This is a genomic window from Aureibaculum marinum (genome assembly GCF_003813905.1).
In the GTDB taxonomy this organism is placed as follows: Bacteria; Bacteroidota; Bacteroidia; order Flavobacteriales; family Flavobacteriaceae; genus Aureibaculum; species Aureibaculum marinum.
The window spans coordinates 125,733-148,201 of the sequence record NZ_RPFJ01000003.1; the positions used below are offsets into that span (position 1 = coordinate 125,733).

At 30.6% G+C, this 22,469-nt stretch carries 24 protein-coding genes; 9 read left to right on the forward strand and 15 right to left on the reverse strand.

Going from position 1 to position 22,469, the window contains the following annotated elements:
* The first annotated feature begins 32 nt into the window (after window positions 1–32).
* Together rpsT and EGM88_RS03500 are read left to right on the forward strand one after the other, a co-directional pair.
* The gene (gene rpsT / locus EGM88_RS03495) at window positions 33–284 is read left to right on the forward strand and encodes a 30S ribosomal protein S20 (protein WP_123896586.1); all 252 of its coding nucleotides are present in this window, start codon (window positions 33–35) and stop codon (window positions 282–284) included.
* 204 nt (window positions 285–488) lie between these two features.
* Entirely contained in the window at window positions 489–779 is a 291-nt protein-coding gene (locus EGM88_RS03500) for a hypothetical protein (RefSeq protein WP_123896587.1), read from the forward strand.
* Window positions 780–782: 3 nt separating this feature from the next.
* On the opposite strand, the gene rodA is transcribed toward EGM88_RS03500, so the two are convergent.
* The 8 genes from rodA to EGM88_RS03540 form a co-directional block, all read right to left on the reverse strand.
* Entirely contained in the window at window positions 783–2,060 is a 1,278-nt protein-coding gene (gene rodA / locus EGM88_RS03505) for a rod shape-determining protein RodA (protein ID WP_238988368.1), read from the reverse strand.
* Window positions 2,041–3,921, reverse strand: coding sequence for a penicillin-binding protein 2 (mrdA, locus tag EGM88_RS03510; RefSeq protein WP_123896588.1), 1,881 nt, complete (start codon window positions 3,919–3,921; stop codon window positions 2,041–2,043). Before mrdA ends, rodA begins: the two co-directional genes overlap by 20 nt.
* Before the next feature lie 2 nt (window positions 3,922–3,923).
* Window positions 3,924–4,427 carry a rod shape-determining protein MreD gene (gene mreD, locus EGM88_RS03515; RefSeq protein ID WP_123896589.1) on the reverse strand — a complete coding sequence of 168 codons (504 nt, stop codon included), beginning with the start codon at window positions 4,425–4,427 and terminating at the stop codon, window positions 3,924–3,926.
* Window positions 4,427–5,251, reverse strand: a complete 825-nt coding sequence (mreC, locus tag EGM88_RS03520; RefSeq protein WP_123896590.1) for a rod shape-determining protein MreC — start codon at window positions 5,249–5,251, stop codon at window positions 4,427–4,429. The genes mreD and mreC overlap by 1 nt, the downstream gene beginning before the upstream one ends.
* Window positions 5,252–5,269: 18 nt before the next feature.
* Window positions 5,270–6,301, reverse strand: a complete 1,032-nt coding sequence (locus EGM88_RS03525; protein WP_123896591.1) for a rod shape-determining protein — start codon at window positions 6,299–6,301, stop codon at window positions 5,270–5,272.
* 91 nt (window positions 6,302–6,392) lie between these two features.
* Complete coding sequence (gene purH, locus EGM88_RS03530) at window positions 6,393–7,925, reverse strand: bifunctional phosphoribosylaminoimidazolecarboxamide formyltransferase/IMP cyclohydrolase (RefSeq protein ID WP_123896592.1); 1,533 nt, start codon at window positions 7,923–7,925, stop codon at window positions 6,393–6,395.
* Between the two features lie 146 nt (window positions 7,926–8,071).
* Window positions 8,072–8,515 carry a GNAT family N-acetyltransferase gene (locus tag EGM88_RS03535; RefSeq protein WP_123896593.1) on the reverse strand — a complete coding sequence of 148 codons (444 nt, stop codon included), beginning with the start codon at window positions 8,513–8,515 and terminating at the stop codon, window positions 8,072–8,074.
* Between the two features lie 50 nt (window positions 8,516–8,565).
* Window positions 8,566–9,015 carry a GAF domain-containing protein gene (locus EGM88_RS03540; RefSeq protein WP_123896594.1) on the reverse strand — a complete coding sequence of 150 codons (450 nt, stop codon included), beginning with the start codon at window positions 9,013–9,015 and terminating at the stop codon, window positions 8,566–8,568.
* 44 nt (window positions 9,016–9,059) lie between these two features.
* On the opposite strand from EGM88_RS03540, the gene xrtF reads away from it, so the two are divergent.
* From xrtF to EGM88_RS03575, 7 genes are all read left to right on the forward strand, one after another.
* Entirely contained in the window at window positions 9,060–9,608 is a 549-nt protein-coding gene (gene xrtF / locus EGM88_RS03545) for an exosortase family protein XrtF (protein WP_123896595.1), read from the forward strand.
* Window positions 9,601–10,047: an exosortase F system-associated membrane protein gene (locus EGM88_RS03550; protein WP_123896596.1), complete on the forward strand. Its 447-nt coding sequence runs from the start codon at window positions 9,601–9,603 to the stop codon at window positions 10,045–10,047. The genes xrtF and EGM88_RS03550 overlap by 8 nt, the downstream gene beginning before the upstream one ends.
* Window positions 10,048–10,093: 46 nt before the next feature.
* On the forward strand, window positions 10,094–11,374 hold the full coding sequence (locus tag EGM88_RS03555) for an NAD(P)/FAD-dependent oxidoreductase (protein WP_123896597.1): 1,281 nt from the start codon (window positions 10,094–10,096) through the stop codon (window positions 11,372–11,374).
* Between the two features lie 56 nt (window positions 11,375–11,430).
* Window positions 11,431–11,847, forward strand: coding sequence for an HYC_CC_PP family protein (locus EGM88_RS03560; RefSeq protein ID WP_123896598.1), 417 nt, complete (start codon window positions 11,431–11,433; stop codon window positions 11,845–11,847).
* Between the two features lie 156 nt (window positions 11,848–12,003).
* Complete coding sequence (locus tag EGM88_RS03565) at window positions 12,004–14,244, forward strand: TonB-dependent receptor (protein ID WP_123896599.1); 2,241 nt, start codon at window positions 12,004–12,006, stop codon at window positions 14,242–14,244.
* 66 nt (window positions 14,245–14,310) lie between these two features.
* On the forward strand, window positions 14,311–14,658 hold the full coding sequence (locus EGM88_RS03570; protein WP_123896600.1) for a heavy-metal-associated domain-containing protein: 348 nt from the start codon (window positions 14,311–14,313) through the stop codon (window positions 14,656–14,658).
* A gap of 74 nt (window positions 14,659–14,732) precedes the next feature.
* Window positions 14,733–15,101 carry a heavy metal-binding domain-containing protein gene (locus tag EGM88_RS03575; protein ID WP_123896601.1) on the forward strand — a complete coding sequence of 123 codons (369 nt, stop codon included), beginning with the start codon at window positions 14,733–14,735 and terminating at the stop codon, window positions 15,099–15,101.
* Window positions 15,102–15,184: 83 nt separating this feature from the next.
* Here the strand turns inward: EGM88_RS03575 and groL are convergent, their stop codons facing one another.
* The 7 genes from groL to miaB form a co-directional block, all read right to left on the reverse strand.
* Window positions 15,185–16,822 carry a chaperonin GroEL gene (gene groL, locus EGM88_RS03580; RefSeq protein WP_123896602.1) on the reverse strand — a complete coding sequence of 546 codons (1,638 nt, stop codon included), beginning with the start codon at window positions 16,820–16,822 and terminating at the stop codon, window positions 15,185–15,187.
* Window positions 16,823–16,938: 116 nt separating this feature from the next.
* Window positions 16,939–17,217 carry a co-chaperone GroES gene (locus EGM88_RS03585; protein ID WP_123896603.1) on the reverse strand — a complete coding sequence of 93 codons (279 nt, stop codon included), beginning with the start codon at window positions 17,215–17,217 and terminating at the stop codon, window positions 16,939–16,941.
* Window positions 17,218–17,547: 330 nt separating this feature from the next.
* Window positions 17,548–17,895: a preprotein translocase subunit SecG gene (gene secG / locus EGM88_RS03590; RefSeq protein ID WP_123896604.1), complete on the reverse strand. Its 348-nt coding sequence runs from the start codon at window positions 17,893–17,895 to the stop codon at window positions 17,548–17,550.
* Between the two features lie 3 nt (window positions 17,896–17,898).
* On the reverse strand, window positions 17,899–18,783 hold the full coding sequence (locus EGM88_RS03595) for a tetratricopeptide repeat protein (RefSeq protein WP_123896605.1): 885 nt from the start codon (window positions 18,781–18,783) through the stop codon (window positions 17,899–17,901).
* Between the two features lies 1 nt (window position 18,784).
* Window positions 18,785–19,285 carry an LptE family protein gene (locus EGM88_RS03600; protein WP_123896606.1) on the reverse strand — a complete coding sequence of 167 codons (501 nt, stop codon included), beginning with the start codon at window positions 19,283–19,285 and terminating at the stop codon, window positions 18,785–18,787.
* 196 nt (window positions 19,286–19,481) lie between these two features.
* Window positions 19,482–20,726, reverse strand: coding sequence for a sigma-54 interaction domain-containing protein (locus EGM88_RS03605; RefSeq protein WP_123896607.1), 1,245 nt, complete (start codon window positions 20,724–20,726; stop codon window positions 19,482–19,484).
* Between the two features lie 130 nt (window positions 20,727–20,856).
* A complete protein-coding gene (gene miaB, locus EGM88_RS03610) occupies window positions 20,857–22,308 on the reverse strand; it encodes a tRNA (N6-isopentenyl adenosine(37)-C2)-methylthiotransferase MiaB (protein ID WP_123896608.1) in 1,452 nt (483 codons plus the stop codon).
* Window positions 22,309–22,469: the final 161 nt, after the last annotated feature.

Sequence of the window (22,469 nt, forward strand, 5' to 3'; positions counted from 1 at the left end):
TTTTGATAAAATAACATTTAAAAAGAAGTTAGATGGCAAATCACAAGTCAGCATTAAAGAGAATTAGAAATAGTGAGACTAAACGCTTAAGAAATAAGTTTCAGCATAAAACTACTAGAAATGCTATAAAAGAATTACGCGAAACTGAAAAGAAAGCAGATGCTGAAAAGCAATTAAACAAAGTTTTGTCTATGGTTGACAAATTAGCTAAAAAGAATATTATCCATAGTAATAAAGCTGCTAATTTAAAATCTAAGCTTACTAAGCATGTAGCTTCGTTATAATTTTGTAAACACTTAAAAAAGAGACCGTCATAATAAGACGGTCTTTTTTTTGTCCCTAATTTATCTATATTTCTACCAAAATTACCTCTTCTATATTAACTATTACTGTTGCTTAAATACATTTCAATATTATTTTCTAAATCTATTGAGAAAAACAATTAGGAGTTTTTATGTCTAAGTTGTTCTATATCTAAAGGAAAAGAAATGGAAAAGAATAATAAAGAAGAATTAACTTATGTATTATTTGGAGCAGAGGCTATTCAAATTTATAAAATATCATTAGATATGTTATTATCTTCTGTTCATTTAAATTATAAGGTTGGTGCATACAATGATGTGAAAACTTTTGTTAAAGAGAGTGAAAAATGGGATGATTTTATAGAAATCAATAAAAACGATTACATAAAGCTTAAAAAAAAAGGCCTAGAAAAACCATCGATAGAACATTCTAAAAAAAACAACAGTAAACCTTCAATTTTTAATTTATTTAAATGAGTTCTACCACTCATAAGTTCTATCAGCATCTAATCTAATAAAAACAAAGAGTAAAATAGTAAATCCCCATAGAGACGAGCCTCCGTAACTAAAAAAAGGCAAAGGAATACCAATGGTAGGCACCAATCCTATTACCATCCCTATATTAATCATAAAGTGAAAAAAGAAGATTGTAGCAACCGAATATCCAAAAATTCTACTAAACTTTAATTTTTGCCTTTCAGCGACTCTTATTATTCGCAAAATAAACGCTGTAAATATAATTATTACAGCACTTGTGCCTACAAACCCCCATTCTTCACCAATAGTACTAAAAATATAATCAGTCTGCTGTTCTGGGACAAAATTTCCCTGTGTTCTATCCCCCTCTAAAAACCCTTTACCTGTAAGTCCTCCAGAACCAATAGTAATCATGGATTGGTTGGTATTATAACCAATCCCCCTTGGGTCAACTTCTTTACCTAAGACGATACTAAATCGATCTCTATGTCTTTGATCAAAAATATTATTAAAAATATAATCAACACTATACATAAAAGTTCCTACACATATAAATAAAACTATAATTTTAGGCCATTCTCTATTTAAATGGAATTTCTTCAGGTTAAGCAGATAAAGAACTAGTAATGTTAAAATAGAAAATATAATAATTAATGCGGTTACAAAGCCAAAATAAAGAGTTGCTAAAAATAATATTATGAGTATGAAGCCAAGTCCTAAATACCACCCAGGAAGTCCTTCCCGATACATTACAAAAAATAAGGTAAAATAAATAAGTGCAGAACCTGCATCGGGTTGCAGTATAATTAAAACAAAAGGCACTAAAAGAATTAAAAAAGCTCTAATTTGAGTACTAAAATTACTAAGGTCTTTGTTGGGTTCACTTAAAAAGTTTGCTAAAGCTAAGGCGGTTGCAACTTTTGCAAATTCAGTTGGTTGTAAACTAAAACCTCCAAAATTATACCATGACGTTGCTCCATTCACTGTATTTCCAAAAATAAATAAACCTGCAAGACTCAGCATTGAAATAACATAAAAGAAGCCTGCAAATCGTTCATAAAACTTGGCGTCAATAGCCATTGTTATAGTAATTAAAACAGCACTTAACCCTATCCATTTTAATTGTTTTCCATAAAAAGTAGTTCCATCAAAAACACTTAAGCTTGTATCTGTTACAGTTGCCGCATAGATATTAATCCATCCGATAAACACAAGCACTATAAAAAACATTACAAGTATCCAATCTACTCCAGCAAATATGTTATTCTGTCTCTTTCTCAATTTTTTGTTCTAGCATTAATCTTTGTTTTTCATATTCATCTTGAATACTACCTTCAAACATACGTTTTTCTAAATAAGGTCTTGAAACAGTACCTTTTAAATATTTTTCAATTATTAAAGAGGCAATTGGAGCTGCCCATCTCGACCCCCAATATCCATTTTCAACAAAAATAGCAATTGCAATTTTTGGATTATCTTTTGGTGCAAAAGCAATAAAGATAGAATGATCTTGAAACTGTACCTTTTCTCCATTTATAATTGAAAAGTTCTCTGCGGTACCAGTTTTTCCACAAATTTCTATTCCTTCTACCCTAGAAGCTCTGGCTGTACCTTTTTCAAATACATTTAGCATCCCTTCAATAACAGGTTCAAAATGCTTAGGATCTATTGTTGTCTTTTTAGGAACAACAAACCTATCAATTTGAATAGGTTTATTATCAATTTTCTTTATAATGTGTGGTGTATAATAAAAACCTCTATTAGCTATAGCCGCTGTCATATTTGCTAATTGTATAGGAGATGTAGTAATTTCACCTTGCCCAATAGCATTAGATATATTTGTTGTGGCTCCCCATGCAAAATCAGGATACATTCTATTATATAATTTTTCATCAGGAACTTGACCCCTTGTTCCTGTTGATAGATCATTATGTAAAAAATCTCCTAAACCAAAACTCTTAACATGGTCACTCCACTTTTTCATTCCCTCAGCTGCTGTAGGATATTTTTCAATAGTTTTTTTATAAGCACTTGCAAAATAAGCATTACATGATTGATGAATTCCACTATTTAAAGCATGTACAGTACCATATGAACAGTGACATTTCATAAAACCTCTTCTCCCATAACGAAAACCCCGGTAACATGTAACTCGAGTTTCTGGAGTAATAACTCCTTCTTGTAAACCAATTAATCCTGTTAATATTTTAAACGGAGACCCTGGAGGATATTGAGCTAATAAGGACCTATCATATAAAGGATTTTCGTATTTTTTATCGTGTAAAATATTGTAGTTCTTAGAACGCTCTCTACCTACTAATAAATTTGGGTCGTAAGTTGGACTAGATACTAAAGTTAAAATTTCTCCAGTAGAAGGCTCTATTGCAACAATACCTCCTCTTTTATTCACCATTAAATCCTCAGCATATTTTTGAAGTTCAATATCTAATGTAATATTTACATCTTTACCTACTGTAGCTAAAGTATCATAAATACCATCTTTAAAGGGACCAATTTCTTTATTAAAACGGTCTCTTTGAATAAACTTCACCCCTTTTACTCCTCGAAGAGCTTCCTCGTATTGTTTTTCAACACCATTGATACCAATAAGCTCTCCTTGCTGATAATAACTATTTTTCTTTAATTGATAAGGGCTAACTTCTCCAATATATCCTAAAACGTTAGCAGCAGATTTTATAGGATATTGTCTTAATGTACGTTTTTGAATATAAAATCCTTTATACTTATACATTTTTTCTTGCAAAAAAGCATAATCACTTTTTGAAAGTTGAGCTACAAATACAGAAGGTATTCTAGGAGAATAAGTCCATGCTTTTTTATATCTTTTTAAAAATGTCTCTTTATCAATTTTTAACAAATTGCAAAACTCCACAGTGTCTAGAGCCTGAACATCTCGCGGAACAATCATTACATCATAAGAAGGCTGGTTGGCTACTACCAACACTCCATTTCTATCATAGATAAATCCTCTTTCTGGATAATCATATTTAACAGCTACAGCTGAATTATTTAATGGTGATGGCTTATATTTCGAAGCCAATACCTGAATATAAAATAACCTACTAATAAATATTAAACTGACTAATAATATAGAAAAATATGCAATATATTTTTTCTCCACTACTACTTGTTTTTATTCAATAATAATAAACTGAATATAATTAATATAATTGTAAAAATACTTGTTAAAATTGTTCTGGAAAGAATAGTAAGTATTTCCGCAAATTTAAAATATTCTAAACTAAAGAGGATTAAATGATGTGTTAAAGTTATAATAGCTATAAAACTTAACAATTTCAAAAATGGTAATCTAATTATTTTAAAAAGAGGAAAATCAATTTCTGTTTTTCTTGTCAATGCTTTAATTAATGGCAATCTAAAGTAAGCAATTGCAACTGTAGCTGCAGCGTTTACCCCTCCAGAATCTAAAAAAAAATCAATGCTTAATCCTAATAAAAAACTTAAAACAAGTAAAAGGCCTCGATCACGTCTTACAGGAAAAACTATTACAAATAAGATATATAAAAATGGATTAATGTATCCTAAAAAGTTAATATTATTTAGAATGGTAACTTGAATAACTATCAAGCCAATAAACAAAAAACTATTTTTTACTACTTCGTTCATTAATTTAATCCTTCTTCTAAATTATCTATTTCTTGCTTATCAAAACTTGTAATAATATTTACTGGTCCAATGGCACTCATATCATTAAAAAGTTTAATATTCACTTCTTTGTAAGTATTGTTTTCTTTATGAAAGTCTAGTATAGTACCTACTAAAATACCTTCAGGAAAAATAGTAGATCTGCCTCCAGTAATAATAGTATCACCAACTTGTATATTGGCTTGTATAGGCAAATCAATTAATTGCAAAATATTATAATCATCTCCATTCCAAGACAAGCTTCCAAAATGATAACTCTTTAGTAGTTTTACGTTTATTTTAGAATTTTCATTTAAAATAGATAAAACTGTAGCATACTTTTTAGATATTGAATTTGTAATACCAATTACTCCTCTACTATTTACAACTCCTTGATCATGTTTAACTCCATGGTTAGAACCCACATTAATGGTAATAAAATTAAACTTTCTATTGTATTGATTACGAATAACTTTAGCTGGAATATAACTATATTTTTGATGATATTTAGTAGAATCTAAAACAGTAATAGCATTTAAAACAGTATCAATATTACTTCTAGCGATTAAATTTTTTAAGCGAGCATTTTCTTCCATCAATTGCTCATTAAACTCTTTTAAGCTTGTGTACTCTTTAAATGCATTAATTTTACTGTAAACACCACCAGTTATACTATTTGCAGAATTCACAAACTTACTTTTGTGATAAGAATGACTTTGCAATGTGAACGAAAAAGCCAAAATTTCTAGCAACAAGAAGAGTAAAAAGTACTTGTTCTTTAGTATAAAACTAATAATCTGTTGCATATTATATCCGAGACTTTACTATTTCATCAATACGCTTTGATATTTTTCAAGGTCTTTTAAAGCAATTCCTGTACCTCTAACCACTGCTCTTAACGGATCTTCTGCTACATAAACAGGTAGATCAGTTTTTCTAGATAATCTTTTATCTAAACCTCTAAGCATAGAACCTCCTCCTGCTAAATAAATACCCGTATTATAAATATCAGCTGCAAGTTCTGGAGGCGTTTGAGAAAGCGTTTCCATAACAGCATCTTCTATTCTTAGGATAGATTTATCTAACGCTTTGGCTATTTCTCTATAAGATATTTTTATTTGTTTTGGTTTTCCACTCAATAAATCTCTACCCTGAACTAATATATCTTCGGGAGGATTATCCAATTCTTCGGTTGCAGCTCCTACAACAATTTTTATATTCTCTGCAGTGGTTTCACCAACATAAAGATTGTGTTGGGTACGCATGTAATAAGCGATGTCGTTGGTAAATACATCACCAGCTACTTTGATAGACTTATCACAAACAATACCACCTAAAGCAATTACAGCAATTTCTGTAGTTCCTCCACCTATGTCTATTATCATATTACCTTTTGGCATCATAATATCAATACCAATACCAACTGCTGCTGCCATTGGTTCATGAATCAAATAAATGTCTTTAGCATTCATATGTTCTGCAGAATCTCGTACTGCACGTTTTTCAACTTCAGTAATTCCTGAAGGAATACAGATTACCATTCGTAAAGAAGGTGGAAAGAAAAAACGTTTTTTTATGGAAGGAATTTGTTTAATAAATTCCTTTATCATTTGTTCTGAAGCTTCAAAATCGGCAATTACACCATCTTTTAAAGGCCTGATAGTTTTAATATTCTCATGCGTTTTACCTTGCATAAGATTTGCTCTTTTACCAATGGCAATAATTTTACCAGAAGTTCTATCTTTAGCTACAATTGACGGACTATCTATTACAACTTTACCATTGTGAATAATAAGCGTATTAGCTGTCCCCAAGTCAATCGCAACATCTTCAGTCAGGAAGTCAAAAAATCCCATAGAGTTATTTAGTTTGGGTTATTTAATTTTTGCGAATTGCCAAAGTTAATAAAATTAAAGGAATGTTAACGAAACTTTATTCCAAAATTAATTAATGTTTAAAATGACGCGTTCCTGTAAACACCATTGGCATGTTTTTAGTATTGCAATAATCAATAGATAATTGGTCTTTTATTGAACCTCCTGGTTGAATTACCGCATTAATTCCTGCGTTTTTAGCAATCTCTACACAATCAGGAAATGGGAAAAATGCATCACTTGCCATTACTGCTTCATTTAAATCAAATTTAAAATATTCAGCTTTTGCAATTGCCTGATTTAAAGCATCTACTCTAGAAGTTTGCCCAGTACCACTAGCAAAAAGCTGTTTGTTTTTAACTAAAACAATTGTATTTGATTTGGTATGTTTACAAATTTTTGAAGCAAATATTAAATCCTCAATTTCTCGGGCTGATGGTTTAGCCGATGTTACTACTTCTAATTCTTCTGCTTTATCTGTCTTGTTATCTTTTTCTTGAACTAAAACACCATTTAAACAGGTTCTTACGGTTGTTTTAGCCAATTCTACATCTTTTAAAATTAGCAATATCCTGTTCTTCTTTCCTTTTAAAATCTCCAGAGCATCATCATCAAAGGAAGGAGCTATTACTACTTCACAAAATAAACTATGAATTTGTTGTGCTGTTGCTTTATCAATAGTTGTATTGGCAATTAAAATACCTCCAAAAGCAGAAACAGGATCTCCTGCTAAAGCATCTTTATATGCTTCAGCCAACGTATCTCTTTGAGCAAAACCACATGCATTATTATGTTTTAAAATGGCAAAAGTTGGAGCTTCATTTTTGAATTCATTTATTAAATTTACAGCAGCATCTACATCTAATAAATTATTATAGCTCAACTCCTTACCATGTAATTTAGTAAACATAGCATCAAAATCACCAAAGAAGAATCCCTTTTGATGTGGATTCTCTCCGTAACGCAAAACTTTTCCATGGGTTTCACTTATTTTTAAAGCGGGCTCCTCGTGATTTGCATTAAAATAATTAAAAATAGCGGTATCGTAATGAGAAGAAATATTAAATGATTTACGTGCAAAATTTTTACGCTGTTCTAAAGTAGTTTCTCCAGATTGAGAAGTAATAATCTCTAAAAATTCGTCATATTGATCCATTGAAGAAACACAAACAACATCTTTGAAATTTTTCGCTGCCGCTCTTATTAAAGAAATACCACCAATATCTATTTTCTCTATAATATCTTGCTCAGAAGCTCCTGAAGCTACAGTTTTTTCGAAAGGATATAAATCAACAATTACAATATCTAACTCTGGAATTTCAAATTCATTTAATTGATCAACATCACCCTCATTTTCTCTTCTAGATAAAATACCTCCAAAAACTTTCGGGTGTAAGGTTTTAACACGTCCTCCTAAGATAGAAGGGTAAGAAGTTAAATCTTCTACGGGTACTACGTCTATACCTAATTCTTTAATAAATTTTTCTGTACCACCAGTTGAATAAATAGTAACACCCAACGCATTCAATTTTTGAACTATAGGTGCTAATCCATCTTTATGAAATACTGATATTAATGCTGATTTTGCTTTTTTTGAAGAACTCATTTTTACCTGTTATAATTTTTGCCAAAGCTACTAAAACACAACAGTTTATACACCAAAAAATTTAGCCGATTTATTAACAGGTGTTGATAGTTTTTTTTAGATTATCAATTGCGTATTTATTTTTAATTTTTTATAAATACAACTAACTATAAAGTCCATTCATAGAAGTTAACATCATCCATTAATTTAAATCCAGACCGTGAGTACAAATTATTGCCTATTTTATTTCTTTTTTCTGTTTCTAAATACATTCCACAAGCATTTGTACTTCTAACTAAATCTTTAGCCATTTCGATTAATTTTACAGATATTCCTTGACCTCTACACTCAGCAACTACAAATAAATCATTTAACAACCAATACTTTTTCATACGGGTTGAAGACAAAAGCGGATACAGCTGTATAAACCCAACCACATATTTATCATCATTCAATGCCACATAAATTTCAGAATCATTATTACATATTCTTTCTAACAAAAAATCATATGCTGCTTTAACATCAGCTTTTTTTTGATAAAACATTCTGTAACTATTAAATGCCTGAGACAACGATTCTAAATCCTGTTGGGTTGCTTTTCTATAAATCATTTCTTCAATTTTTTAGTTTAATTTAAGTACAAAACATAACTTATACCAACTTAAAGTTCACTAACAAGACCACACACATATTCTAAAAATTCTTCATCTTCTTTGGTAAAAGGATTTACCGTATGTGAGTCAATATCAATTTGACCAATATTTTCACCATTAACAAAAATAGGAATTACAATCTCTGACTTCACCTTCCAGCCACAAGAAATATAATTATCTTGCTCAGATACATCTTGTACCACAAAATTTTCATTACTTACAGCCACCTGTCCGCAAATACCTTTTCCAAATGGAATTATAGTATGCTCTGTTGGTTCTCCTGAAAACTGAGCCAATTTTAACTCCTGTTTATCTCCATTTTTAAAATAAAAACCAACCCAATCATAATATTCAATATTATTTCTTAATAAATCACAGATTGTCTGCAATTTATTATCATAAGATAATTTACTATTTACAATATCAAGGATATTCAACTTCAACGTTTTTATGTCCATAAGATTAATTATATTTGGCTGTTACAAATTTAACTTACTTTTACTTGAAAAAAAGAAAAACAATTATAAGATTTTTAATTAAGTTTTTTGTCACTTATTTTTTATTGGTCGGCATTTATTCTGTTTACTTAAAACAAACACAACAAAAGGGTGATGTTTTTTCTTGTGCCCCAATTACCAAGACTGTTGCTGAGCATTCTAAATGGTTTGGAGAATTATTAGGATATGATGTTGCTCTTGAACAACATGATTCTGAATTATCTATCAAACTAATAGTTGATAATATTTATGTAGCTAGAGTTGTTGAAGGATGCAATGCAATAAGTGTTATCATTCTTTTTTTAACTTTTATTATTGCTTTTTCTGGAAGTATTAAAGCTACCATTATTTATGGAATTATAGGCACTACTTTTATTTATATAGTTAACGTTGCCAGAGTTTTTATTTTAAGTATTTTAATGTACAAATATCCTGAATATCAAAGCATATTGCACGACTTATTGTTTCCCGCTATTATTTATGGTGCGGTTTTTCTTTTATGGATTATTTGGGTGAGACGTTTCTCTTATTTAAAAAAAATAAAAAATGAGTAGAACTGTTAGGTGGATACTTGCAATTTTTCTTTTTGTTTTACTTATTGCGGTAAGAGCATTTCAAAAATATCTATTTTACGATCCTTTTATTCAATATTTTGCTAGTGATTTTTTAGCCAAACCAATACCAGAATACAACATATTCAAATTGTTTTTAAGTCTACTATTTAGATATTTAATTAACACTATAATTTCCTTAGTTATAATTTATGTTATTTTTCAAAAAAAAGGACTGGTTAGGTTCTCTGTTAAGTTCTATACCGCAGCATTTATTTTTTTAAGTTTCGTTTACTTTATACTACTACAAATGGAAATGCTAGATGGTTATTTACTTACTTTTTATATCCGCAGATTTTTAATTCATCCTGTTTTTGTACTTATTTTAGTACCTTCATTTTATTACCAGCAAAAGTTAGTTAGACAGACTAAAAAATTGTAAGTTTGCACCACAATTCTAACTAACTAATCCAATAAATTTATTCAACATGAGTGAATTAAAACCTGTTTACATTCCAAAGAGTAAACACCCCAGAATTGTAATTATTGGTGCGGGTTTTGCCGGAATTCATTTAGCTAAAGCCTTAAAAAATAAGCCTTTCCAAATTGTGCTTATTGACCGAAATAACTTTCATCAATTTCAACCTTTATTGTACCAGGTTGCAACGAGCGGATTAGAACCAGATGCTATAGTTTTTCCAATACGTAAAATTTTTAGAAACTATAAAAATTTTGTATTTCGAATGACGGATGTAGAGAAAGTTAATGCTGAACATAAAAATATACAAACCGACATAGGTATTATTAATTATGATTATCTTGTTTTAGCTACCGGAAGTACTAATAATTTTTATGGATTAAAAGATGTTGAATATAACAGCATTGGATTAAAAACCATACAAGAATCATTAGATATTAGAAGTGATGTACTACAAAATATAGAAAAAGCAAATCAATCTGACAAGAATGAAATTAGACGTTTAAATACCTCAATTGTTATTATTGGAGCTGGCCCTGCAGGAGTTGAAATGGCCGGAGCATTTGCTGAATTTAAAAAATTTATTTATCCAAAAGACTATCCTGAATTAAGAGATTTTCCTTTACAAATTCACGTGGTTGAAGCTGGTAATGAAGTACTTTCTGCAATGAGTAAAAAATCATCTACAGATTCTCTTAAAGATTTAGAAAAAATGCAGGTAAAGGTGCATTTAGGTACTGCAATAAAATCTTTTGATGGAAAAACAGTTGTTTTGTCCTCTGGAGAAACTATCAAATCTTCAAATTTAATTTGGACCGCTGGAGTAAAAGGCCAATTCCCTGATGGAATTGAAAATGAAAACATAGTTCAAGGTAATCGTATTGCAGTAGATGAGTTTAACAGGGTAAAAGGTCGAGAATATGTTTTTGCCATTGGAGATGTAGCTTCAATGCAAACTGAAAAATACCCAAAGGGCCATCCAATGGTTGCTCCTACAGCGATTCAACAAGGACAGCTTTTAGCTAAAAATTTAATGCGTAAGCAAGAAGATTGGAAACCTTTTAATTATTTGGATAAAGGTTCTTTAGCTACAATTGGAAAAAGAAAAGCAGTTGCCGATTTTGGTAAATTGCACTTTCGTGGAAAAATTGCATGGTTTATTTGGTCAACTGTTCACCTAATTTCAATTAGTGGGTTTAAAAATAAATTACGCGTAGGCTTAAATTGGATGAATAATTATTTTTCTTATGACAAAGGGAACAGATTAATAATTAGAAAATATAAACGTTAAAAAGATACTGTTCTCTTAGAATATTTTTTATTTTTGCTTTAAGGTTAACTTAGTATATGAAAAAAGTAATTGTTAAAATATCGGCGTTTTTGATGGCCTTTATAGTGCTATTTTCAACACTATCTTTTACTGTACAAAAACATATTTGTGGTGGTAAAATTGCTGATGTTGCTTTTTTTGGTGACTTAGACCGTTGCGGAATACCTGATGAAGCTTTTGATAATGATTATCTTTTGAAGATTGAAAAAGAATCTTGCTGTAAAGATGAAGTTCATTTTGTACGCGGCTCCAATGCCAAGTTAAAAGTAGTATTAAAATTACAAGATCAAACACAACAGTTTGTATTTCTTTTTACTTATACTTACATCAATTTATTTAAAAGTGTAGAAGAAAAATTAAATTCATTTTTAAATTACTCACCCCCTATAATCATAAAGAACATACAAGTACTTTATGAGACCTTTATCATTTGATTTAACCTCACTTAAACTGTAAAAACAGTTTTTACTCCCCACAAAAAAGTATTACCAACTGATAATTACATCTTATAATCAGTCTATTAAAATACAATTCAACAATAAAAATAATTAAATAATGCTCTAATTTTAAAGAGTATTGACATAAAAGACATGAAAATTATATTAAAAATAGTATTCATTCTAATTCCTTTAGTGATACAATCACAATCTACTATAAAAGGAATGGCAATGATAAAAAACAGTACTGGAAAAACAGAAGGCTTACCTGGAGCAACTGTTTATTGGCTAGGCACAAACGTAGGCACTACTACTAACGATAAAGGGTGGTTTGAAATAAATTACAAACCTGAATACAAAAAACTAGTCTTTAGTTTTGTAGGTTTTAAAACGGATACAGTAAGCGTAAATGAACTTAAAGAAATCCATCATTTTATGGTTGAAAAAAATGATTTAGATGAAGTAACCATAAAATCACGAAAACAAGCAACGGCGAAATCATATTTACAATCTGCAAATGTAATAACTGTAAGTAGTGACGAATTGCTTAAAGCTGCATGTTGTAACTTATCAGAAAGCTTTGAAACCAATCCTTCTATCGATGTTAATTTTGCCGATGCCGTTACTGGTACACGACAGATTAAAATGCTTGGCTTAACAAGTCCTTATATTTTGATAACCTCTGAAAACATACCAACCATTCGTGGTGCATCACAAGCATACGGATTAAGTTTTACACCAGGAACTTGGGTAGAGAGTATCCAAATTACCAAAGGTGCAGGTAGTGTGGTGAATGGTTTTGAAAGTATTGCTGGGCAAATAAATACAGAACTAGTTAAACCTTTTACAGATGATAAACTTTTTGTAAACCTTTACGGAGCAAGTAGCGAAAGATTTGAAGCAAATGTACACCTCAACACAAAATTAAGCGACAAATGGAGTACGGGTTTATATCTTCATGGCAATACACATAATAAAAAGCACGATGTTAATGATGATGGTTTTATGGATATGCCAATTTATGATCAAATAAACATTATGAATAGGTGGCAATATACCAATCCTGAAAAAGGGTTAGTTACCTTTATTAATTTCAGATATTTAAATGATTCTAAACAAACAGGACAGATAAATTTTAACCCTGACACCGATAAGTTAACTACTAACGCTTGGGGAAGTGAAATTGATACTGAGCGTTTCGATGCCTCTTTAAAAGCCGGATATGTAAACTCTGAGATCCCTTGGCAATCAATAGGTTTACAAGCTGCATATAGTAGACATAATCAGGAATCTTATTTTGGACTAAATCAATATGACATTTTACACAATAGCCTATACAGCAATTTAATTTATAATTCCATAATCAGTGATTCTAGACATAAAATTAAAACAGGAGTGAGTTTTACTTATGACCATTACGATGAGTTTGTCAATACAACAGCTTTTAAACGCACAGAAAATTCAGCTGGAGCGTTTTTCGAATATAATTTTGACAACTTAGACAATTTAAATTTAACAGCAGGTATTCGCATTGATTATCATAATTTAATGGGAACTTTTGTAACACCTAGATTTCATGCACGTTATACGCCTTGGGAGAAATCTGCTTTAAGAGTCTCTTTTGGTCGTGGAAAACGAACTGCTAGTATTTTTGCTGAAAATCAATCTATTTTTTCAACTTCTCGAACTATTAACATACTAAGTACAGGAGGTGATATTTATGGATTGGATCCAGAAATTGCTTGGAATTATGGATTTTCTTTCTTGCAAGGATTTAATCTTTTTGGAAGAAACGCAGATGTAATGATAGACTACTACAGAACCGATTTTCAAAATCAAATTATAGTAGATTATGAAAATCCACAAGAATTAAACTTTTACAATTTACAAGGAGACAGTTATGCTAGTAGCCTACAACTTGAGATGAATTATAATGTATTTCAAAATGTTGATTTACGTATGGCTTATAAATATTATGATATTATTACGCAATACAATTCAGGTAAATTAGAAAAACCATTGACTTCAAAACATCGATTATTTGCAAATGTTTCATACATCACAAAATTAAAAAACAGTGGATCTCAATGGAAATTTGATGCCACTTACAATTGGTTAGGTAAACAGCGTTTTTCATCTACAACATCAAACCCTAATGCATATAAATTACCCAAATACACACCAACAGTTGGAACCTTAAATGTACAAATCACGAAAGTATTTTCTCCAAAATTTGAAGTATATTTAGGTGGTGAAAACGTAACAAATGTGAGACAAAAAAATCCAATTCTAGCTTCAAATGATCCTTTTGGAGAAAACTTTGATACCACTTTTGTGTACGGACCTATTTTTGGTAGTATGTATTATACAGGATTACGTTTTAAAATAAAGTAAAATTAGCCAAATTAAGTATTCTAACTATATTTACAGAATACTTAAAAGGTACAAAATTTATAAACAATGAAAAAAACAGTAATAATTTTATTAGTTTTAGTAAGTTCAGTAACATTTGCTCAAAACAAAAATGCCAAAGCCTCTATTAATGTTGATGGCGTTTGTTTAATGTGTAAAGAGCGTATAGAAAAAGCTGCCATAAAAGCAAAAGGTGTAAAGTCAGCCATTTGGAATGTAAAAACACACGAATTAAAATTAATTTATAATGAACGTAAAACAAACTTAAAAACGATTCAACAAAGCATTGCAGATGTAGGCCATGATACTGAAGATATAAAGGCTACAGATGAAGCTTACCAAAGTGTACATCCTTGTTGCTTGTATAGAGATGATAAGGTAAAATCTGATCATTAATAAATAAAGCAATTTTATTTGTACCTTCACAGCAATATAGATTTATAAAAAACATAATCTCTAAATAATTTATAATGAGAAAACTAATTTTAATATTGACTGTTATAACAGTCGTTAGCGTTGCTTTTACATCTTGTAAAAATGATAAAAAAGAAGAAGTAAAAACAGAAGAAAAAACAGACATGGCTTCAAATGAAGTTTATCAATGTCCGATGAATTGCGAAGATGGTAAAAGTTATACTGAGGCTGGAAATTGTCCTGTTTGTAAAATGGAGTTAAAAGCCAAAACTGTTGATATGGATGCTGACACTCCTAAGAAGCATTCAATGAATTGTGACTGCAAAAAAGAAGGCAGTGAATGTAAATGTGCTGAAGGAGAATGCAAGTGCATGGCAGGTAATGATTCGTCTAATCAAGTAGATGATAAAGACAAGCAATTATAATTATAAACTTTAATTACAATACATAAAAAAACACTTACAAGAATTATCTTGTAAGTGTTTTTTATTTCTATAAAGACTTTGTCTTACATCATACCTGGCATACCACCACCCATTGGAGGCATAGCACCACCGGCAGGAGCATCTTCTTTAATGTCAACTAATGCACATTCAGTTGTAAGAATCATTCCAGCAACAGAAGCCGCATTTTCTAAAGCTACACGTGTTACTTTAGTAGGATCTATAATTCCAGCTTTAAGCATATCTACGTACTCTTCTGTTTTGGCATTGAAACCAAAATCTTTTTTACCTTCTAAAACTTTAGCTACAACGACAGAACCCTCGCTACCTGCATTTCTAACAATAATACGTAAAGGAGCTTCAATAGCTCTTGCTACTATTTGAACTCCAGTAGTTTCATCTAAATTTTCTGTAGCTAATTTTTCAAGTACACTTCTACTTCTTAACAATGCAACACCACCACCGGCTACAATACCTTCTTCAACAGCTGCTCTAGTAGCATGCAATGCATCATCAACTCTATCTTTTTTCTCTTTCATTTCTACTTCAGAAGCAGCACCTACATACAATACAGCAACACCGCCAGCTAATTTAGCTAAACGCTCTTGTAATTTTTCTTTGTCATAATCAGAAGTAGTAGTTTCTATTTGAGATTTAATTTGATTTACTCTAGCTTCAATATCTTTTTTATCTCCAGAGCCATTTACAACAGTAGTATTATCTTTATCGATAGTTACTCTTTCTGCTGAACCTAACATATCTAATGTTGTATTCTCTAAAGTAAATCCTCTTTCTTCAGCAATAACAGTACCTCCAGTAAGAATTGCTAAATCTTCTAACATTGCTTTACGTCTATCTCCAAATCCTGGTGCTTTAACAGCAGCAATTTTTAAAGACCCACGTAATTTATTAACTACTAAAGTAGCTAAAGCTTCACCTTCTACATCTTCAGCAATAATTAATAATGGCTTACCTGATTGAGCAACTGGCTCTAATACTGGTAATAAATCTTTCATTGAAGAAATTTTCTTATCGTATAATAAGATATAAGGATTCTCTAAATCTGTAATCATCTTTTCTGAATCAGTCACAAAATATGGAGATAAATATCCTCTATCAAATTGCATACCTTCAACAGTATCTACATAAGTATCTGTTCCTTTAGCTTCTTCAACAGTGATAACACCTTCTTTACCTACTTTTTCAAAAGCTTCAGCAATTAAATCACCAATAGTTTCATCATTGTTAGCAGAAATAGAAGCTACTTGTTTAATTTTTTCAATTTTATTACCAACTACTTGAGATTTTTTGTGTAAATCATCTACAATAGCTGCAACAGCTTTATCAATACCTTTCTTTAAATCTAAAGGATTAGCACCCGCAGCTACATTTCTTAATCCTTCTTTAACAATTGCTTGAGCCAAAACAGTTGCAGTTGTTGTTCCATCACCAGCCTGATCATTAGTTTTAGAAGCCACTTCTTTTACCATTTGAGCTCCCATATTTTCTAAAGGATCTTCTAATTCGATCTCTTTAGCTACGGTTACACCATCCTTTGTTATTTGTGGTCCACCAAAAGATTTACCTATAACTACATTACGTCCTTTTGGACCCAATGTTACTTTAACTGCATTTGCTAATGCATCAACTCCACGTTTTAATCCGTCTCGTGATTCGATATCAAATTTTATATCTTTTGCCATTTTTATTTCATTTTTATAAGTCCTATTTTTTACAAAGCACTTCCTACTATGGAAAACTTATAGGACTTTCAGGTTATTATTATGTTTTTATTTTGGTCGCTTTGATTAAAAGCTAATTATAGAATTGCGAAAATATCACTCTCTCTCATAATTAAGTAATCACCACCGTCAAGTTTCAACTCGGTTCCAGCATATTTACCATATAAAACGGTATCTCCAACCTTAACTGTTGTAGGCTCATCTTTAGTACCTTTACCAACTGCTAGAACTTTTCCTTGTTGTGGTTTTTCTTTGGCAGAATCTGGAATATAAATTCCTGAGGCTGTTTTTGTTTCTGCAGCCATTGGCTCAATTACTACTCTATCAGCAAGAGGTTTAATCTTTATTTTACTCATTTCTTTAAAATTTTAGTTAATTTAATCGAAACTTGTTATGGCTAAAAATATGCCAATTTTAATAATCTGACAGATAGTCATCACCCAAATAATGAATCTTATAAAAAAACTGATTTACAAATGTCAAATTGAACATTATTAAAAGTTTACAAAGTGCCATTTTATTAAGAACATATACTTCTATTCAAAAAAATGACAGTTAACCTAATTCAGTTTACTTTTAAAAAGTTACACCCTTTAATTACAAATCAAGTAATATATTTTTTGCAAAAAAAAATGCCAACGTGTCATATTTACGTTGGCATCTTATAGTAATATATTTTCTTACCCTTAATTTGTAGAATCTTGTACTGTTGCTGGCTGTTCTACACTAACAGGAGCAGTTTGTTCAACAGGATTTCTATCATTTAACGTTTCTTCTATTTGAGATTTTGTATCAACAGTATTTCTAGGAATAGCAAAGTTTGACAACAAGATAAGTGCAAATAAAACCGTTGCTAATGTCCAAGTACTTTTATCTAAAAAGTTAGTAGTATTTTGAACCCCTCCTAAACTTTGAGATCCTTGCCCTCCAAAAGAAGAAGATAACCCTCCTCCTTTAGGATTTTGAACCATAATAATAAGTATAAGTAAGACTGCTACAATAACAATCAGAACTAAGAATAATGTATAGGTCATTTTTTATGAATTATTTTTTTGTAAAAATTTTATTGCTTTAATTCGGTCTGCAAAGAAACTACTTTTTTCTGGATATTTCAAACTTAATACTTTAAAAGCTTGAATTGCTTTGTCATACTTCTTTTGTTCCAGATAAACACGAGCTAAAGTCTCTGTCATTAACATACCATCTTCAACAACACTTTCAAAAGAAACATCAATATTTTCTACTTTTGTATCTGTTTTTAACTTGGGTTTAGACGCTATAAACTGCTCAATTATATCAAATTTCTCTTGCTTAGGGCTAGCCTTTTTAGTTGTATTATTCGCTTCTACTTTTACTTCTTTTAATACATTTTTTTCTACATTTACATCAGTTTCAACAACTTCCATTTTTTCTCTTTCAATAGGTTTCACATTGGTAAGCTGCAACCATTCTCTAAACGAATACATTTCTGAAAGGTCAAATTCCAAAGGCTTTCCAATTTTCAATTCTTCTTCTACTTTCTTTACATCCTTTACATCTACTTCTTTACCCTCTTCTACCTCAACATCTTCATGTATAACGGATAATTGAGACTGCTCTATTACATCGTTACTAACAATTTCCAAATCAACTACCTCTTTTGAATTGATAATCTCTTGTTGTTTCTCTAGAGCATTTGAATTGTCTAAAGTATCTGCTGTAATATAATCAAACAACACCGTTCTATTTGTAGTATGAGCTGCTGTAACTTTAAGGGCTGAGTTATACTTAAAACTATGTTGATTTTTTAAAGCTTTCAGATGAATCATCCTTGCGGCTTGGAAATAAGGATAATTTTTTAAAATTTCTTCAATAGCATTTGTTTGTTCTATAGAAATAGAACTATTCGTATTCAATAATGATGTAAATTCAGAAATATTCATATTACCATTTTGCTACAGAAGCATTATAAATATCTTGCGTCAATCGTTCAAAAATTTCTTCTAATGCAGTTTCTAATACACTTCCTATTAATTGAGAACTTGCGTCAAAATCAGAATAAAAAGAGAATGTTTTTTCAAAATTATCTTCTTCAACCAATTTATTGTAAAACCGTACTCGAACTGCTATTGTTAGCCTATTTTGTGCCGCCGTTTGATCTGCTGTTGCTGTAATAGGAATTACCTTATAATCAATTATTTCTCCCTCAAAATGCAAATCACCATTACTGGTTGTTAAGCTTAAATTGGTCTGACGTGTAAACAAATCGCGTAAAGCATCTGTAAACTTTTGGCTTAAGGTAGGTTCTACCAAAACTGCATTGTTAGGAAAATAATCTATTTGTATGGTTTCAGCATCTCCAGTACTACCTCCTGTAAAAGAGTATACACCACAACTTTGAATAGTTATGATAATAAACAGAAATGCGATAACTATTTTGTTCATTTATTATTTTTCTTTTCTAAAAAATGCGTTTAGAATTGCTAATATCAGAATTATCTTTTAATTAAAAGTATCTCCAAATTCTCTTCAAAAAACACCCTTCAACAATTTTGTTATTAATTTCAAGATGTAAATATATAAATCTCAACATAATTACATCTATATATTATTTCTTAATTGTCATTCCTTACGAATATGATTACAAATCATACTGTTTTATTTTTCTATAAAGCGTCCGTTCTGATATTCCTAATTCTTTAGCTGCTAATTTTCTTTTATTTTGATTTCTTTCTAATGCTTTTTTTATCATTTCATATTCCTTTTCTTGTAAAGACAAAGATTCTTCTACCGTTTCTGCATCTTGATAATTATCATTAAACGAATGTGCTTCTTCTTGATATTTTTCTCTTTTTTGTGGAGAAATAATTTCAACTAAACTTTCTTCATCATTAGAATCACCATAAATTTTCTGAATTAGACGCTGTGTATTTTCAATATTATCATGATCTACTTTTCCTCCTTGCATCAACTCCATGGTTAGCTTTTTTAAGTCTGTTATATCGTTACGCATATCAAACAGAACTTTATATAAGATTTCACGTTCATTAGCAAAATCACTATTCTGAGATTCTTTGTTAACAAGAGCTGGAAAATTAGAACTATAATCTGGCAAATAACCTTTTAAGGTTTGAGCTGAAATTTCTCTCTTTTGCTCTATAACAGAAATTTGTTCAGTAATATTACGTAATTGACGAATATTCCCTTTCCATGAGTAATCTTTTAAAATCCTAATGGCTTCATCTGTTAACCTAACGGTTGGCATTTTATATTTTTGAGCAAAATCAGATGCAAACTTTCTAAATAACAAATGAATATCATCTTTACGTTTACGTAAGGCAGGCAATTTAATCTCAACTGTACTTAATCGGTAATACAAATCTTCTCTAAATTTACCTTTTTGTATACCATCAATCATGTCTAAATTGGTAGCAGCAACAATTCTTACATTGGTTTTTTGAACTTGAGATGAACCTACTTTTATAAACTCTCCGTTCTCCAATACCCGGAGCAATCTAACTTGTGTTGTTAATGGCAATTCACCTACTTCATCTAAAAAAATAGTACCTCCATCTGCTACTTCAAAATATCCATTTCGGGCTTGTGTTGCTCCAGTAAATGAGCCTTTTTCGTGACCAAACAATTCACTATCAATCGTACCTTCTGGAATAGCCCCACAGTTTACCGCAATATATTTAGCATGCTTTCTATGTGATAGTTGATGAATAATTTTAGGTATAAATTCTTTACCAACTCCACTTTCTCCAGTCACCAATACCGAAATATCAGTAGGTGCTACCCGAATAGCTTTTTCTAACGCTCTATTTAATTGCATATCATTACCGATAATGCCAAAACGCTGTTTTATGGTTTGTAAGTTTTCCATAATTATGCCCTAATTTAGGGTGTCTTATTGGTCCCAAAAGGGACTCATTTAGTATTAATGTATACGCTTTTAAACCAATTCTATTCTAAAAAAATGTAACTAAGTTTAAAAACCTTGTAAACAAAAATGTTTAGTTATTCTTAGAGTACCCAACAGCAGTTCCAATCAACGTAGCTGAAGTACACGAATCAATTTTTACATTTACAAAATCACCAAGTTTATAGTGTTCTTTAGGAAAAACAACTACGGTATTTTGTGTATTTCTACCTTTCCATTCATTTTCATTTTTCTTTGAAGTACCTTCTATAAGTACTTCTTCTACCTTACCTAAATGTTGTTTTGTTCTGTAATGAGAATGCTCTTGTTGTAAAGCAATTACCTCTGCCAATCGTCTTTTTTTCACTTCAAGAGGAACGTCATCTTCAAATTTTTTGGCTGCTAATGTTCCTGGTCTTTCTGAATAAGCAAACATAAATCCGAAATCATATTTTACATATTCCATTAACGATAATGTATCTTGATGATCTTCTTCTGTTTCTCCACAAAATCCGGTTATCATATCTTGAGATAATGAACATTCTGGTATTATTTTACGAATATTATCTACTAATTCCATATACTCTTCCCTTGTATGCTGACGGTTCATTCGCTGTAAAACCTTTGTACTTCCTGATTGAACAGGCAAATGAATATATTTACAGATATTTTCATGTTTTGCCATGGTGTGCAATACATCTAAGCTCATATCTTGAGGATTAGAAGTTGAAAATCTAAATCGTATTTTTGGAAATTCAGTTGCACATAAATCTAATAATTGAGCAAAATCAACAGCAGTACTTTTAGCAATTTCAGAAGCTTTTTTAAAATCTTTTTTAAGTCCGCCTCCATACCAAAGATAACTATCTACATTCTGACCAAGTAAAGTTACTTCTTTAAAATTCTTTTGCTTTAGGTCTCTAATTTCTTCAATAATACTTTTCGGATCACGACTACGCTCTCTACCTCTTGTAAAAGGTACAACACAGAACGTACACATATTATCGCACCCTCTAGTTATAGAAACAAATGCTGAAACCCCGTTAGATTGTAATCGTACAGGAGACACATCTGCATAAGTTTCTTCTTTAGACAAAATTACGTTAATAGCATCTCTCCCTGCTTCAACTTCTTCAACCAAATTAGGCAAATCTCTATAAGCATCAGGACCAACAACTAAATCAACAATTTTCTCTTCATCTAAAAACTTAGATTTTAAACGCTCAGCCATACACCCTAATACTCCAACTTTCATAGACGGATTTACTCTTTTTACAGAGTTATAATACTGGAGACGTTTTCTAACAGTTTGCTCTGCATTATCACGAATTGAGCAAGTATTTACAAGAACTAAATCTGCATCTTCCAACTTTTGAGTAGTATTAAAACCTTCTTTCGCTAAAATTGAAGCCACAATCTCACTATCGCTCATATTCATCTGACAACCATAACTTTCTATAAAAAGTTTTTTATCATTACCTTCATTATTTTCAGTAACTAAAGGTTTTCCTTGCTTATTTTCTTCTATAATTTTTTCTGTATGCATTTTCTATAAAACTAACCTTTCCCTAAACAATTCTCTACTATTCTAATTTCAAACAAGAAATAAAATGGAAACTTTTTAACTCTTATTTTAATCGAAATTTTCTGAGCAAATATACAACCAATAATGAAACAATATGTCATTTTGGCAGAAATTTAACATCA